Annotated in this window: 11 protein-coding genes; 9 read left to right on the forward strand and 2 right to left on the reverse strand. The window is 53.2% G+C overall.

Annotated features, from left to right (window positions below):
• Nucleotides 1–205: 205 nt before the first annotated feature.
• Both FRY98_RS22000 and FRY98_RS22005 read left to right on the forward strand, forming a co-directional pair.
• Complete coding sequence (locus FRY98_RS22000; protein WP_148456163.1) at nucleotides 206–874, forward strand: hypothetical protein; 669 nt, start codon at nucleotides 206–208, stop codon at nucleotides 872–874.
• Between the two features lie 1,540 nt (nucleotides 875–2,414).
• The gene (locus tag FRY98_RS22005) at nucleotides 2,415–4,151 is read left to right on the forward strand and encodes a WD40 repeat domain-containing protein (RefSeq protein ID WP_148456166.1); all 1,737 of its coding nucleotides are present in this window, start codon (nucleotides 2,415–2,417) and stop codon (nucleotides 4,149–4,151) included.
• Between the two features lie 22 nt (nucleotides 4,152–4,173).
• Here the strand turns inward: FRY98_RS22005 and FRY98_RS22010 are convergent, their stop codons facing one another.
• Nucleotides 4,174–4,701, reverse strand: coding sequence for a hypothetical protein (locus FRY98_RS22010; RefSeq protein ID WP_148456169.1), 528 nt, complete (start codon nucleotides 4,699–4,701; stop codon nucleotides 4,174–4,176).
• A 163-nt stretch (nucleotides 4,702–4,864) separates the two neighbouring features.
• The gene (locus tag FRY98_RS22015) at nucleotides 4,865–5,413 is read right to left on the reverse strand and encodes a hypothetical protein (protein WP_148456173.1); all 549 of its coding nucleotides are present in this window, start codon (nucleotides 5,411–5,413) and stop codon (nucleotides 4,865–4,867) included.
• Between the two features lie 73 nt (nucleotides 5,414–5,486).
• Between FRY98_RS22015 and FRY98_RS22020 the strand changes: the two genes are divergently transcribed.
• The 7 genes from FRY98_RS22020 (at nucleotide 5,487) to FRY98_RS22050 (ending at nucleotide 15,836) form a co-directional block, all read left to right on the forward strand.
• Nucleotides 5,487–7,325 carry an HSP90 family protein gene (locus tag FRY98_RS22020; protein WP_148456176.1) on the forward strand — a complete coding sequence of 613 codons (1,839 nt, stop codon included), beginning with the start codon at nucleotides 5,487–5,489 and terminating at the stop codon, nucleotides 7,323–7,325.
• A complete protein-coding gene (locus FRY98_RS22025; protein ID WP_148456179.1) occupies nucleotides 7,322–8,401 on the forward strand; it encodes a hypothetical protein in 1,080 nt (359 codons plus the stop codon). Before FRY98_RS22020 ends, FRY98_RS22025 begins: the two co-directional genes overlap by 4 nt.
• A gap of 241 nt (nucleotides 8,402–8,642) precedes the next feature.
• Nucleotides 8,643–10,169 (forward strand): PTS transporter subunit EIIC, encoded by a 1,527-nt coding sequence (locus tag FRY98_RS22030; RefSeq protein WP_148456182.1) that lies wholly within the window; start codon nucleotides 8,643–8,645, stop codon nucleotides 10,167–10,169.
• Complete coding sequence (locus FRY98_RS22035; RefSeq protein WP_148456185.1) at nucleotides 10,144–10,992, forward strand: PRD domain-containing protein; 849 nt, start codon at nucleotides 10,144–10,146, stop codon at nucleotides 10,990–10,992. Before FRY98_RS22030 ends, FRY98_RS22035 begins: the two co-directional genes overlap by 26 nt.
• A 249-nt stretch (nucleotides 10,993–11,241) precedes the next feature.
• A complete protein-coding gene (locus tag FRY98_RS22040) occupies nucleotides 11,242–12,693 on the forward strand; it encodes a glycoside hydrolase family 68 protein (protein ID WP_148456188.1) in 1,452 nt (483 codons plus the stop codon).
• Between the two features lie 110 nt (nucleotides 12,694–12,803).
• Nucleotides 12,804–14,366, forward strand: coding sequence for a glycoside hydrolase family 32 protein (locus FRY98_RS22045; RefSeq protein ID WP_420819712.1), 1,563 nt, complete (start codon nucleotides 12,804–12,806; stop codon nucleotides 14,364–14,366).
• 165 nt (nucleotides 14,367–14,531) lie between these two features.
• Nucleotides 14,532–15,836: a DUF5050 domain-containing protein gene (locus FRY98_RS22050; protein WP_170287156.1), complete on the forward strand. Its 1,305-nt coding sequence runs from the start codon at nucleotides 14,532–14,534 to the stop codon at nucleotides 15,834–15,836.
• Nucleotides 15,837–15,982: the final 146 nt, after the last annotated feature.

The following is a 15,982-nucleotide window of genomic DNA, read 5'->3' on the forward strand; positions in this document are numbered from 1 at the left end:
ATAGGCGATGGTGGAGAGATGATAAAGAGATAATAGAGAGATGATAGAGAGATGATAGAGAGATAATAGAGAGATAATAGAGGGATGATAGAGAGATAATAGAGGGATGATAGAGGGATGGTAGGGAGATAATTGAGGGATGGTAGAGAGATGATTGAGGGATGATAGAGAGATGATAGAGAGATGATAGAGAGAGGGTGAAGAAATGCCTTTGAACAGCGAATTAGAGGGAGCTTTGGAACTGCTTAAGAGGGAATGGGAACAGGCTGAAGATTGGCTTGATATGGCGTTTCATGCGCCAGATGAGCTGGAGCGGGCCCAAGTCGGCTACGCTATCGATCCTGAAGGCCGATCCTTGGCTTCCCGCGAAGAAGGGGCCTGGCAGCCGGAATGGGTGGTCATCGGCTATACGCCATTGGTCGGCGACCCGATCATTGTGGATCTCGGCGAAGCGAGGCAGCCCGTTTCCTACCTGATGCATGGTATGGGAGAGTGGGGAGCGGGCAGCTATATCGCAGGCTCGATCGGACAATTACAAAAAGCCCTGGAGAAAGTGAATCGATGGATAGCTGAAAAAAAGGGACAGGGACAGAAACAGGGACAGGAGGATAACCGGAAACTACCGATTCCGGTCACCCGATCCGAACTGGACAAACTCGTAGCTGAAATCGTGGCTGAAGATGAATATGCCGACGTCGAGATATGGAAAATGATGCTGGCCCCCGCCTATGATGCAGCCGAGACTTACGAGGAAGATTTGATCGGGCAGGTTCGGAATCTGCTTGCGCAAGGGAACGGGATCCAGGAAATCGCCGCCCTGCTTCAGATTCCTATAAAGCAAGCCTACGGTTACTATAAGAGAACCAGGCCCTGAGGCCGTTTCAACAATCCCATCCAGCCGCAATGCCGGGTTATGGTGGGGACGCGGCGGGTCACAGTGAGGTCACGGTGGATCACGGCGGGTATGGTGGGGGCATGGCCGGGTGACGGAGGGGTCACAGTGAGTTACGGCGTGGTATGGTGGGGGCATGGCGGGTGACGGAGGGGTCACAGCGAGTTACGGCGTGGTATGGTGGGGGCATGGCGGGTGACGGAGGGGTCACAGTGAGTTACGGCGTGGTATGGTGGGGGCATGGCGGGTGACGGAGGGGTCACAGTGAGTTACGGCGGGGCATGGTGGGTCACGGCGGGACACGGAGGGTGGCGGTGGGGTCACGACTCACGGCCACGGACCGGGCTGAGCGTCTAACGGAAGCCATAGCGGCTATTTCGTCCAAATCGGCCTATTGAGAATTCTAACGGACGCAATAGCCGCTATTTTGGCAAAAAGAGGGGTTTTGGGCCTGGGTGAGCCGAAATAGGCGCTACTATTTCCGTTAGAAATCCAAAAGGCCCAAAAATTACAAAATAGCGGCTATTATTTCCGTTAGCCCTCGGCAGGGATCTGCCGAGGTGGGCCAATCCCTGCCAATCCCCGGCGAGGGTCGCCGTGGCTACGGAAACAGTATGTAGCCACGCCCGGTCCGAGCGTCTAATGGAAGCCATAGCGGCTATTTCGTCCAAATCGGCCTATTGAGAATTCTAACGGACGCAATAGCCGCTATTTTGGGAAAAAGAGGGGTTTTGGGCCTGGGTGAGCCGAAATAGGCGCTACTATTTCCGTTAGAAATCCAAAAGGCCCAAAAATCACGAAATAGCGGCTATTATTTCCGTTAGCCCTCTGCTGGAACCAGCCGAGGTCGGCCAATCCCTGCCAATCCCCGCCGAGGGTCGTCGTGGCTGCGGAAACAGTATGCAGCCACGGACCGGTCCGAGCGTCTAACGGAAGCCATAGCGGCTATTTCGCCCAAATCGGCCTATTGAGAATTCTAACGGACGCAATAGCCGCTATTTTGGGAAAAAGAGGGGTTTTGGGCCTGGATGAGCCGAAATAGGCGCTACTATTTCCGTTAGAAATCCAAAAGGCCCAAAAAACACGAAATAGCGGCTATTATTTCCGTTAGCCCTCTGCTGGAACCAGCCGAGGTCGGCCAATCCCTGCCGAGGGCCGTCACAACTGCCGGGCGGCCCGCCGAGCAGTTGCCGGGCGGCCCGCCGAACAGCCTGGACCTCGAATAGAGCCGCTTTGAGGCTCCGACTCTCGCAAGGGCCCCAGCGCGGTCCGACTCTCGCAAGGGCCCCAGCGCGGTCCGACTCTCGCAAGGGCCCCAGCGCGGTCCGACTCTCGCAAGGGCCCCAGCGCGGTCCGACGTCCCGTGCGGCCTGACTCGCAAGAACCCCGCGTGGTCAATTTGCTGCAAGGTCACCGCGCGATGCGGACCATCTGCATCAGTCCGAACCGGATTGTCGGTAACCCTGAGGGCACGCGGTAGCCGCCGCTTTTTTTGCAAAACTAACAGGAGGTTTAGAGTCAAATGGAGCAGTTGTTGGAAGAAGCGATGGAATCGAATCGCTCAGGCAGATATGCGGACACGATCGCGTTATGGGAGCCGCAACTGCTAGAAATGGGCTTAGGAGGAGATGGCCCATCATTGCCCAAGGGGATCGAACTTCTGCACGCCTTGTATTTTTTTGCGGAGGCTGCGGTTCTGCTTGGCGAGTCCGTGAAGGCCGCGAAGGCCGCCCGGCGATTTGAGGAGCTTTACCGGATCGCGGCCGAGGCGAATCCAGAGGAATTGGGGGAGGCCGTGCATATGAGGAATATGCTGCAGGACATGGCCTTCTTATTTACAAAAGAGCGAGAAACAGAGGTTTGCCTGCGGAGTTTCGGCGAATCGCTCGAGTTTGGAAAACTGCCGCCTTTTTGGACCTCCAGGATCCAATACTTCGTGGCGCTGGCGGACTACCTGGATTACAACGTGGTGGATGCCGAGCGGAAGCTTTCGGAAATTTCCGAGGAAGAAGCTGCGTTTTTTGCCGGCCCGATCGATGAACTCCGCCATAACATCCAGGCGCGCAAACGGCTGGACTATAAGAGCTTGAGAGCCCGGCATCGGGCTTTTATCGAGCTGGGGGATTACGAGGAATGGGTCGTGCAGGTCAGTTTGAACCCGGATGCCTCTCTTTTGGCGGTCATGTACAAGGACGGCGAGCTAAAGGTGCTGCGTACGACTGACGGAAATGAAGTGTGTTCATTTTCGGACAGCCGGCCTCTGTTTCAAGGCGAAAAGGCGGGCGAAGCCGGCCTGGCGTTTAGCCCGGATTCCCGGTATCTCGCGGTAGGATTGGGCGTAGGAATCGTGAAGGTCTATGATCTTGCAAAAAAGGAACCCCTTACGGAATACGCTTATCCCGGACTGGATTGGGAGCAACTGGAGCGGAACGCGTATTATGAGGAGTATACTTACGTAACATTCAGCGAGACCGGCCGTTATTTGATCATGGTACCGACCGCGGCCAGCTATGATCCTCAAGGCGATGACGGTTTTGGCATCCCCGAGCCCTACCGAACCTTTTATTGCGTGGAGTTCGCAAGCGGTGAAGTTGTGCTGCAGCATACTTTTCCCGAGGGATATAAAATTGCGGCGGTCCAAATGAGCTCCGACGAACGATGGCTGGCTGCGGGGTGCTTCGGCCAGGGCATCAAGTTGTGGGAGATGAGCACGCGTCTGGCTGTGTACGAGAACATGGATTTCGTCTGGCTAGGGTTGCCGTCCCGGGTAGGCATGACGCAGACGGTAGCTTTTAGTCGGGACAGTAAAAAGTTAGCGTATGCGTCACGCCAGACCGTTCGGATCGTTCATCTGGCCGAGACCGATGCCTTTCGCACGGAGGACATCCCGATGCCGGAGAAATCCGTTTGCAGCGCACTCTGTTGGGATTCGCGAGACCGCGTTATTTTTGCACAATATCGTCATAATACCCCCTCTCGCCTCCTCCGGTATCGGAACGGTTCGGAAGGGATGGAAGTGCTGCTCGACCAAGGCCTGCATGATGTGGAGGAAATTTACGTCAGCGAGCAGCACGAAGAGATGTGGATCTATGATATGCCTGCCGTTCAGGTGATTAATTACACGACGGGAGCCTTGATCCAAAAATATGACCCCGATCAGTGGTCCTACTCACGTTGGGTGATATTCAACAAGGTTGCAATCCGGCCCGAGGCGAGCATGGTGGCCATTAGCCATAAAACGAAAGTAAGGCTGGGGTAAACGGCGCCTATCGAAAAACAGGCTATCGTTCAACGACACGACGTTCCCCGTCCAGCATGCGAGTTTGATCAAGCAATACCCATTGATTGATCTCGTCATAGCCTTTCACGCTGGCCGTAAGCTTGTAGCCCGGGTACATCCATTCCCGGGGAGAATGTTGTTTTAGAAATGCCGTATCCGCTAATCCGACCGCCCGGTGTTCAAACAAATCGACCAAAGTGCCCTGCGGAAAAAAGGCTTCAATGCTCCCCGCCACTTTTTGGCCGATCGGTAAAGCTTGTTTGATTTGCCGCCATTCCTCCATGGTTGCGAGCAAAACCTCGGACCACAGCTCTTCAAACCGGGCTTTGGGGATTCTCTCATAGGAAGGGTCGGAAAGATCGATCGGATGCTCGGCCAACATGAAGTGATACAGCTCATGCTTCCGATGGGAGGTGACCCGGCTGCCGTCCTCTTCGATCACGATTTGTCTCAGGGCGACACCGTCCTGATCGGTTTCAAAATAATAGGTTCCCAATTCGGGCTCTTCGCATGCGCATAAATAGATCACAAGTCGTCACCTGCTGCTTTCGGTAGGTTTGGGTTTTTCATCCATTATACGAAAAAAACAAGGTAATAGCCCCCTAATTCGCGTCCGGCTGCACCGTGGCTACGATAGGTCAGCTCAGCCCGGGAAGAGAGCGGCTCGGCGAAACAGGGAGGCCGTACTGTGATTAAACCGCCGTAAGCCAGGCTGCGCCGCCGCCCGCCATCGTGACGATCACCCCGGCCGCAATCCCCCATTTATGTTTCCGGTCCAGCTTCAGTTCGCCGATGGCACCGGGCAGGATCCATTTGAAGGTGATCAGCGAGAATAGGCCTTGCCCGATCCCCAATAGAACGAGTTTCTTCGCCTGACTCAAATCGTCCGCGGAAGGAACGGAGTGGAACGCCAGAGTTCCTCCGGTGCGTGCGCACCAGTAGGTAATCACCATGTAGAAGAGGATCATCAGTAAGGTAAAAAAGATGGGAAGCGATTCTCTGATCCCGTCGCGAACCTTGGTTTTCTCGGAGCGCTTGAATTGAGGAAGTCCGATCAGATAGAACACCACTCCCATAAATAAAATGGCACCTCCTACGGCACACAGGGCGCCATTTACGATGGCTCCCGCCATCAATAATATAAATAGCATACGCTCCTCCATTCTATGATTTTGCCGATAACGGATCATTTCATGTTCTATGCGGCGGAACAGCAGGTACCGAAAACCGCGAACCGCCACGTCCTCCTGCCTCCGGGTGCAAAATATGGTAAATTAATGAGGTAGGTAGTCTATTAAAAAAGGAGGGAGTTTCATGAATCGGCATGCCCAGGAAGATTTTCGCTTTCAAGTCGATCTTAGCGGAATGATTCATATTTTGTCCAATCACCTGTACAGCAGTTCCAAGGTTTTCTTACGGGAATTGCTGCAGAACGCGGTCGACGCGATTACCGCCATGCGGGAGCGGGAGGCATCCCATCAAGGCCGGGTCAGAGTCGAGATCATCGGGACCGGCAGCGGCGCCACTCTGGCCATGGAAGACAACGGGATCGGCCTTACCGAGGAGGATATTCACGAGTTTCTGGCGATGATCGGCCAATCGTCCAAGCGGAAAGACGGAAAGCTTGTAGGGGAAACTTCGTTTATCGGCCGCTTCGGAATCGGCTTGTTGTCCTGCTTTATGGTCAGCGAGGAAATCGTGCTTCTGACCCGGTCGGCCAAAGGAGGCCCTTCGCTGGAATGGCGGGGAAAGCCGGACGGTACATACAGCATACGCAAATTGGAGAGCGAGTTGTCCTGCGGCACCAAAGTCTATTTAAGATGCAAGCCGGGCAGCGAGCTGTACTTCGACCCGGCCAATGTGGAAGCCTGGCTTAGCGATTACGGCTCATTGCTTCCGTATCCGATTCTATTTGAGGCGGAGGGCTCCTGTAAGACGATCAACATGCCGCATCCGGATTGGATGAACAACCTGGCGCTTGCGCGGGGTAGTAGGGAGGAAGTGCTGAAGTTCGGTGAACAGCTGCTTGGAGAATCGGTTCGCGATTTTATACCGCTGACCTCCTCCTCCGGGCGGACCTGCGGAATCGCTTATATTTTGCCTTATGCCGTCAACCTAAGCGCTAAGCGGTCGCATCGTGTATACCTGAAGTATATGCTGGTTTCCGAATCGGCGGAGAATATCGTTCCGGATTGGGCCTTTTTCGTCAAGTGCATCATCTGGACGGATGAGCTTCAGCCGACGGCTTCGCGGGAGCACTTCTATGAAAACGAGAAGCTGGAGACGGTTCGTTCCGAGCTCGGCGAATCGCTGCGCCGGGAACTGATGACCCTGGCCGACCTGGACCCGGAACGGCTGAAAGGAATCATTCAACTGCACGCGCTGTCCATGAAGGCTTTGGCGGTGGAGGACGAAGCGTTCTTCCGAATGATACACCGCTGGCTGCCCTTTGAAAGCAGTTATGGCCGCCGCGATTTGGGCGAACTGCTGGATGAGAACGATGAGCTTTACTATACGATCACGCTCGATGAGTACAGGCAGATCATGCATGTAGCTTCCGCGCAGAGCTTGCCGGTCATCAACGGGGGATATGTTTATGATGCCGGGCTGCTTGCCGGTTTGCCGTATTTATACCCGCATAAAAAAATCGAGCGTTTGCTGCCGGAAGATGTATCCTTCTCTTTTATCGACCTTACGGCGGAAGAACGGAGACAGTATTACGAGCTGACCCGGGATGGGGATGCGGCGCTGCAGCGGTTTCGCTGCCGGGTGCAGTTGAAGCGGTTTAAACCGTCGACGCTTCCTTCCTTGTTCACTTTATCGAAGGAATCGTCCGATCTGCGGAACCTTGTCGCTGCCGAAGAGGTGAGCACGACGGAGCTGTCATCGATACTGGGCAGCTTAAGCTCCGCCTATGAGGATCAGCTCTATTCCACTTTGTATTTGAACCTGGACAATGAAGTCGTAGCCCGGGTTTTCGGTTCCGGAAATCGCGCCATCCTGGTTGCCGCGGTCGAGATGCTGTATGTCAATGCGCTTATGATGGGGCATTATCCGCTGAACCGAAAGGAAATGAAGGTGCTGAACGAAGGTATTTTGCGCTTTATCGATTTGGGTCTATCGGCCTATGGAAAGGGAGGGGAAACACCATGAGCATGGAGCTGGATTTTGAGGATTTAATGGACGAAGCCATGGGGATGCCCGATTCGGCGGCCAAAATCGAACTGCTGGAGCAGGCGATCAGGGTGGCCGATACGGCGGGCGATATCGACCAAGGTTATGAAGCGCGCGGTATGCTGGTGAACACGGCCTCTTTTAACGGGTATCCGCTCAAAGCATTGGTTGCTTTTTCGTGGCAACTGGGCCAACACGATAAGCATCCCGAGCGATTCGAGCATGACCTGCATGATTTGCTGTGGTCGTATAAATGGATTCTCCATGATCTTCCGTCGTTTCCGGATATCCCGCTGGCCCAAATCGAAAACCTGCTGGAGGATTTCCGCCTCCGCTCCAAGAAGGCCGGTTACTCGGAAAGGACGTATCATTACTACCGGTTCAGTTTGGCTTTATCGACGGGAGAACTGGAACAGGCCAAACAATGGATGGATCAGTGGAGGCCGGCCGACCGGGATTCGCTTAGCAACTGTCAAGCCTGTGAGCAGGATATGCTGGTCGAATTCTATTATTGGACGGGGGACGATGATCGAACTTTAAAGGAAGCTCAAAAGATCTTGAGCGGCAGATTATCCTGCGCCGAAGTGCCGCATCTTACGTACCCCAAGCTGCTGCTTCCGCTGTACCGAACCGGGAAGCGGCAAGAGGCAGCCGACCTGGAGAGAAAAAGCTACCGCCTGATCAAGGGAAACCGCGATTTTCTATTCGCGGCGGGTCAGCAGATCGCCTATTTGAGCCAGGCCGATCCTTTCAGAGGGCTCGAGGTTTATGAGGCGTTTGCTCCGTTATCCGTTAACCATGAGAACCCGCTTTTTCGCCTGGGTTTTGACGGTGCGGCGGCGGTCTTGTTTAGGCGGCTGGCCCGCGAGCAGGTGAAATTTGATATCCGGCTGCCTGGACATATTACCGATCCCGCGGCAGCCCGCGACGTATCCCTGCTGTCGGAGATCTACGCGGAACGGGCCCTGACCGCCGCCGGGAAATTCGATACCCGTAATGGGAATCGCTACTATACCGATTATGTGCAGCGGCTTTTGGCGCAGGTGGCGGAGTAGTGCGAGGACATTCAAATACAGTGACGGAAAGCCCGCGTGGATACGCGGGCTTTCCGTCTTTTTGCCCCAAAAGTTGTTTCCCCGTACCCACCTCAAAATATACCGTGGTTTAAAATGGTATTTCTTGACCCTTGATTTTGAAAAGTGAAGTGGTCACAATAGAACTATTGTTTAAGATGACGAAATTGTAACCTTTTGACCGGTGAGCTTTTTAAGGAATTTTGAAAAAAGGAGGATCGCCATGCCGCAGGATGAGCAGCGTGTGACTCAGGTTCGCGGTTCGATGAAGGGATTGGCCACCCGCCTAGTCGGGCTGTCCGGCGGTGCCGAGAACATTATGGAATGTACCCACTGTACGACCCGGCTCCGTCTCAGGCTGCGAAATAGCGATCTTGTCGATAAGGAGCGTCTGAACGAGATAAGCGAAGTCCAAGGGCTGTTCGTGCGAACCGGGCAACTGCAGATTATCCTTGGGCCGGAAGCTGTTGTTAAAGTCACCCGTCAAGTGAATGGCTTGCTGGAGGCGGCCGCTACGTCAACACCGCGGCGGCAGAAGGCCCGGAACGGTTTCGAGGCATCCTCATCCAAGAAGTGCGGGACGTTCTCGCTTTTGTCGCGGTTGCTGGAGGCGGTTCAGTTTTTTTCGGATGTCGTTGTGCCCGTGATTCCGCTATTTGTCGGGACGGGGCTTCTGCTCGGCCTTCTGGGCTTGATGGGGGCTATGGGCTGGAATGATCCCGGCAACGTCGGTTTTCGCGCCTTGTCGCTGTTAACGGGATCGGCCTTTCAACTTATGGCGGTCTTGTTCGGGTATCACACGGCCAAGCGGTTTGGAGGTACTCCGGTTCTCGGAGCGGCGATGGGCCTGATCATGACACATCCCGATTTTCTGGAACTAACCGGGTTAGTTACGGAAAAGGCGAGTATGCGCGTCCCATTCATGGCCCCTCAATTTGAACATCAGGGGGCCCTGATTCCTACGATTCTTTCGACGCTGTTGTTGACTTTCATCGAGAAAGGGCTGCGCCGCCGGCTTCCGTCGTGGGGGGCGTTTCCACTCGCCTCTTTTATAAGCTTTGCCATGGCGGGAGGCATAGCGGTGCTGATCATTGGGCCGATTACCTTCCGGCTGGGTGGGGCTCTTGGCGGTTGGCTGGAGCAGTTGTTCGCCTCCAGCGGCGTGCTGTTCGGTCTGCTGCTGGGCGGGATTTACAGCTCGATTGTGATTGCCGGACTCCATCACGGCATTCAGGCGGTGGAGGCCGGATTGATTTCCAATCCGGACATCGGCGTCAATTTTTTGCTGCCGATTTGGTCGATGGCGAATGTCGCCCAGGCCGGAGCCGGACTTGCGGTTTATGTCGGAACCCGGGACACGGCTTTAAGAAAAGTGGCCTTGCCGGCCTCCATCACCGCTCTATTCGGTATCACCGAACCGATCGTCTATGGCGTCAACCTGAAGCTGGGGCGCCCTTTTTTGGGCGCTGCGGCGGGAGGGGCCGTCGGCGGGGCGTATGTCGCTTTTCATAAGGTCGTGTCCAATTCGTTCGGTCTAACCGGAATTCCGATGACCGCTTTTGTTCTCCAACCTGGACCGATGAATCTGATCCATTATTTAACGGGTTTTTTGCTTGCCCTGATCACGGCATTTTGCGCCACTTGGCTGCTCGGTACGAAGCAAACTTTTATGCATGAAGGACTAGCTAAACGACTTGGAAAACGATCAGGCATAGGAGACGATCATGAAAATCAAAAAAATACTGAATAATAACGCAGCGGTTGTCAACGACTTTGGAGAGGAAAAAATCGTCCTGGGTGCCGGCATTGTCTTCGGGAAGGGAAAGAATGACGTGGTTGACCCCGCCCTCATCGAGAAAGTGTTCATCATGAGCGATCCTTCGCAATACGACCATCTTCAGGAAATGCTGGGTACATTACCGGAAGAAGAAATCGCGGTGACCCAGCAAATTATTACGTTCGCCGAGCAGGAACTGGGGGTCGCCTTTTACGAACATATCCATATCGCTCTGACCGACCACCTTTCATTCGCCCTGGAGCGGATCCGTAAAGGAATCGCTATCCGGAACACGCTTCTGGAGGAGATCCGCATCCTTTATCCAAGGGAGTTCCAGATCGGGCTCCATGCCAAAACCATGATCTACGAGAAATTACAGGTGGATATTCCGGAGGATGAGGTGGGCTATATCGCCATGCACATTCATACCGCCTGGAAGAACTCGGGGACCCGCGGGAAGACGACGGAGAAAACGGCAATGATCCGGGATATCGCTGAGGGGGTGGAGCGTGCTGCGGGGGTAACGTTGAACCGGCGTTCCGCCAATTATGAACGGCTTTTGACCCAGCTTGAGAATATGCTGCAGACCGATGAATCGGGCAGACTTCGCAACGAACTGGTCCCGGAGCTTGTGGCGATGGCAAGAAGCAATTTTACGGAAGCTTATGGACAGGCCTGCGAAATCGGAGAATGGGTTGAGGAGGAATACGGGTACGTTTTTACGGAGAGTCAACGGGTTGTGATCGCTTTGGAAATTAATCGGATAGGAACCAGACGCGGGGAGCCGAAAAATTAGCCCTTTTCTATCAATTCGCATAGGAATAGGGGCCTTTGGTCCTTGTGGAAATCGGGAAATACGGGCTATAGCCATGTCGGGCCATGACAGGATAGAATTACTTTTGACATTTGAATATGTCGGGATTGTTACTGGTAAGCAGGCAAGACCTAAAAATCCGCTAGGGAATGGTGTGTCCACCACGCTCTAAGGCTTTTTAGGTCTTTTTCTGTTCTCCAGAAAATTACACGAGAAAGGGAGAGAACAAGTATGAATCTCAAACACATCGTAAGAAGAGCATCAGCAGTAACCTTGGCAACAGCTTTATTGGCAGCAGGAGGAACGTCGGTATTTGCAAAAAAAGGTTCAGATTACAAAGAGAGCTACGGCTTCTCCCATATTACACGCTCCGATGCCCTGAATATCCCGGGGCAACAAACAAGCGAACAATTTAAGGTTCCCCAATTCGACGCTTCAACGATCCGGAATCTTCCATCCGCCAAAGGCTTGGACGCAAATGGCAACGTCATTGACCTGGACGTGTGGGACACTTGGCCGCTGCAAAACGCGGACGGAACCGTCGCTAACTACAATGGCTATGAAATCGTGTTTGGTCTGGCTGGCGATCCGAAGCGGGGATGGGACACATTCATCTATATGTTCTATAAGAAAATCGGCGACAATTCCATCGATGCTTGGAAAAATGCAGGCAGAGTGTTCAAAAACACGGACAAGGACGTGCCGAACGACCCGATCCTGAACAAGCAGGGAGAAGAGTGGTCCGGTTCCGCCACGCTGACTTCCGACGGTCATATCCGCCTGTTTTACACCAACCGTCATGGCTGGGATCCCGCGAACGGTTTTTACGGCAAGCAAACGTTGACGACCGCTCAAATCAACGTGTCCGAACCTGAATCCGGCACCCTCCAGGTGAACGGTGTCGAGGACTTTAAGTCGATCTTTGACGGCGACGGCAAAATGTATCAAACGGTCGATCAGGCTTTTAGCGGAGGCGACTACGCGGACAACCATACCCTGAGAGATCCGCATTATGTGGAGGACAACGGCCGCAAATACCTTGTTTTTGAAGCGAACACCGGAACGGAAACGGGTTATCAAGGCGAGGATTCCTTCAACAACCGGGCCTTCTACGAAGGAAGCATGAATTTCTTCAGATCCGAGCGGGAGAAATTGTCGCAAAGTCCGGATAAGAAAGGCATTTCTTTGGCCAACGGCGCTCTGGGGATTATTGAACTGAACGACGACTACACGTTAAAACAGGTCATGAAGCCGCTCATCGCATCAAATACCGTAACGGACGAAATCGAGCGCCCCAACATCTTTAAATTGGACGGGAAATGGTACTTGTTCACCGATACAAGAGGCGCCAAAATGTTTGTGGACGGCATTGACGCCGAAGATATCTATATGCTCGGCTACGTATCCAATTCTCTGACCGGGCCTTACAAGCCGTTGAACGGGACCGGACTGGTGCTGCATCAGGATCTTGATCCCAAAGACGTGACATGGACCTATGCGCATTTTGCGGTTCCGCAAGTTCAAGGTAACAACGTGGTCATTACGAGTTACATGACGAACAGAGGCTTCTTCGAGGATCATCATTCCACCTTCGCGCCAAGCTTCCTCGTCAACATTAAAGGCACCAAAACATCCGTCGTGAAGGACAGTATCCTTGAACAAGGACAATTGACGGTGAAATAAACCCGTTCTCCAATAGGGTGTACGTAAAGAAAATGTCAATGATATTGGCATTTTCTTTACTATTTTTACAAGCGGGGAGGGGCCTTATGAACAGCAACATGAAGAACCGAATGAAAAAACAACTTGTGACGTGGGCCGTTTGCGGCGGTTGTTTGGCGGCTCTTGGCTTAACCGTGCAGGTTCCGATGATGACTAGTACGCAGAAAAACGCGCAGAAAACGGAAACGCAAGCCCAAGCGCTCGTTCCCGAACAAGGCTTGCGGGCAAATTACCATTTCACCGTACCGGACAAATGGAAGAACGATCCGCAGAGACCTATCTATCTGGACGGGAAGTATCATTACTATTATTTGTATAACCGTGATTACCCTACCGGTAACGGCACGGAATGGCGGCACGCCGTCTCCTCGGACTTGATCCACTGGGAGGATCAGGGCGTGGCGATTCCCAAATATACGAACCGGAACGGCGACCCCTGGTCGGGTTCGATTGTCGTGGACGAGTCGGGGACGGCCGGATTCGGCAAGGGTGCGTTGGTTGCGATCGTGACACAGCCCTCCGCCAACGGCGGGAGACAGGAGCAATTTTTATGGTACAGCACCGATCGGGGGAAGACGTTCAAGTTCTACGGGGACCAACCCGTGCTTAAGAATCCGGGAAAAAAAGACTTCAGAGACCCTAAGGTCGTCTGGGACCCCCGGTCCCGAAAATGGGCCATGGTTTTGGCGGAGGGAACGAAAGTGGGTTTCTATGAGTCGGCCAACCTGAAAGATTGGCGTTATACCGGCGATTTCCGCACGGATAATATCGGTCTGGTGGAATGCCCGGATTTATTCATGATGAGAGCGGACGATGGTGTCTATAAGTGGGTGCTTGGGGTTAGCGCCAACGGCATTTCAACGGGACGGCCCAATACTTACGCTTATTGGACGGGGAGCTTTGACGGCCAGGAGTTTATGCCGGACCGTCCTGAGCCCGGGTGGCTGGATTACGGATTTGACTGGTACGGGGCGGTGACGTTCGAGGATGGAACGGACAGCGACAAGACCGGTCACCGGTATGCCTTGGCCTGGATGAACAACTGGAGTTACGCCAATCGTACGCCCACGCTAAAGGAAGGTTACAACGGCATGGACTCGATCGTGCGGGAAATTGAACTCAGAAAGTCCACGGAAGGAGAGTATCGCTTGGTTTCCAAGCCGGTAGACGCCTTGGATGAATCCGTGGTTTCGCAGGAATCGTTCGAACCGATCACTGTCAACGGCTCCCGAACCCTACTGGCTTCGGGCGATTCCTATCAGCTGGATGCCGACATTTCCTGGACAGCCATAAAGAATGTAGGATTCAGGCTCCGGGAATCCGCCGATGGGAGCCGTCATGCCGATGTCGGGATTTACACGGAAGGCGGGTACGCTTATGTGAACCGGTCATATACCGGGCATCCCGACCTGAACGGCCGTTATTTGGAGAGTCAAGCTCCGTTTCATCCCGCCGACAATAAAGCGCACCTGAAAATACTGGTGGATAAGACCAGCATTGAGGTCTATGTGAATGACGGTTCCGTGGTATTCTCCAATCTTATCTTTCCCGAACGGAACGACTTGGGCATCGCGCTCTTTGCCGAAGGGGGAACGGCGGTATTCAGCAACCTGGAAATTAAGCACTTCAAGTAATAATTCGGTAAAGCTGTCGGGCTTCGGGCGGATGTTGAGGTTATAGTTTTCGCTTCAGGTAAAATATGGGTCTAAAGGCTTATGGAAAATATACACAGCTGTCTCCGATAAAAGAGAAGTATAGTCTTTTATACATATATTCTTTTCAGAAGAAGGAGAATGGGAATGAACAGCTGTGTCAAATTTACCAGAAAAATGCTGCTCCCGCTTTTGGCCGTCCTGCTGGCCTTTACCGGAGCGGCTGCGGCCGCTCCGAAAGCGCAAGCCGCCGAGGCTTCGTCAACGGATGCCTATGTGTATTATGTATCTGACGGGGATTTGTACCGGGTACGGACGGACGGCAGCCCCGCCCAGCTAATCCGTGAAAATTTCTTCGGCGTTGAACTGAAGCCGGCGGGCGATTATCTGTTCCATTTATTTGATGAGAAATCACTCACCTTGCTTAAATTGTCCATGGTGGATTCCAAAGCGAAGGCTGCCGACTTTGGCGGGGATCATGACATTCTTTACTTTACCACCGAGGGCAATTTCGTTTACTGTATGGACGATAAAGGACGCATTTATCGTGCGCCTGCGGAAGCCAAGAAGGTGGATGAAGGCACATTGATTGCGGACATGGCCGACACCAAGCATCCTCAGTTCACTGTGCTGGATGGCAAAGTATACTACAATGCGCTCAAAAACGGCAGAACCATCTGGGTTGCGGCCAAATCGGCGGACGGCAGCGGAACGGTTCAATGGATCGCCGAGGGTGCGCTTTCATCTTCTTACTACTTACATAAAGAAAACAACACCCTTTACTTCATGGTGGATACCAAGCCGATGGAAACCCAATATTCCCTGAACAGTATGGTGCTTTATTCGATGCCGGCCGCGGGCGGAACCGCCAAGGCTTTGAACGCCAAAGCTCCATTGGACGCGAACGCCGTGTTTTCCGGAATGTGGGCGGGCGATCATTACTTGTACAACAAAGGGGTTCTTCCCGGCTCCGGTGATGGCTATGATTACTCCAAATCCAAGGGCTTCCTGATCGACAAGTCGGGCAAGAACATCCAACTGAACCAAACCGGAGTTTACGAAATTGCCGCCCTGGGCGGGAATAAATTCGTTTATGTCGACGCAAAAGGCAAAGCCTATGTAAGTACGCTGGCGAACGGCAAAGTGGCGAGCACCAAGGCGATTCCTTTGACCGATGTGGGGTATGTACGGAATTTGACCAGCGGCGGCAAAGTCAGATCGACGGCCTTGTTTGCCGAGAGCGGCGCTTATGTGCTGAATGCCGATTTGACCCTGACCAAGATGGTGGGCGTGGAGTGGGATCTCTGCGTGTATAAAGAAGATGTGGCAGGGGTCTTCTATGTCAATGCGGGCGATAACGGCCGGTTGTATTGGATGAGCGAAGACGGCAAAACGACCAAGAAGCTGGCCGATGAGAAAGTGTCGCGAATTGTACTGATCTCCAAAAATTAATTGTGGCAGAGTCATAAAAACCATGGTTACCCATGGTAATCAAAGGACGGCCCTTACGCTGAAGTAAGGGCTGTTTTTATTTTTGGAAAATATTTGATTGTAATTTAAAATATATTCTCGTAATATTATCGTTATGAGAATGAGAA

The sequence above is a fragment of the Paenibacillus faecis genome (assembly GCF_008084145.1).
Taxonomy (GTDB): domain Bacteria; phylum Bacillota; class Bacilli; order Paenibacillales; family Paenibacillaceae; genus Fontibacillus; species Fontibacillus faecis.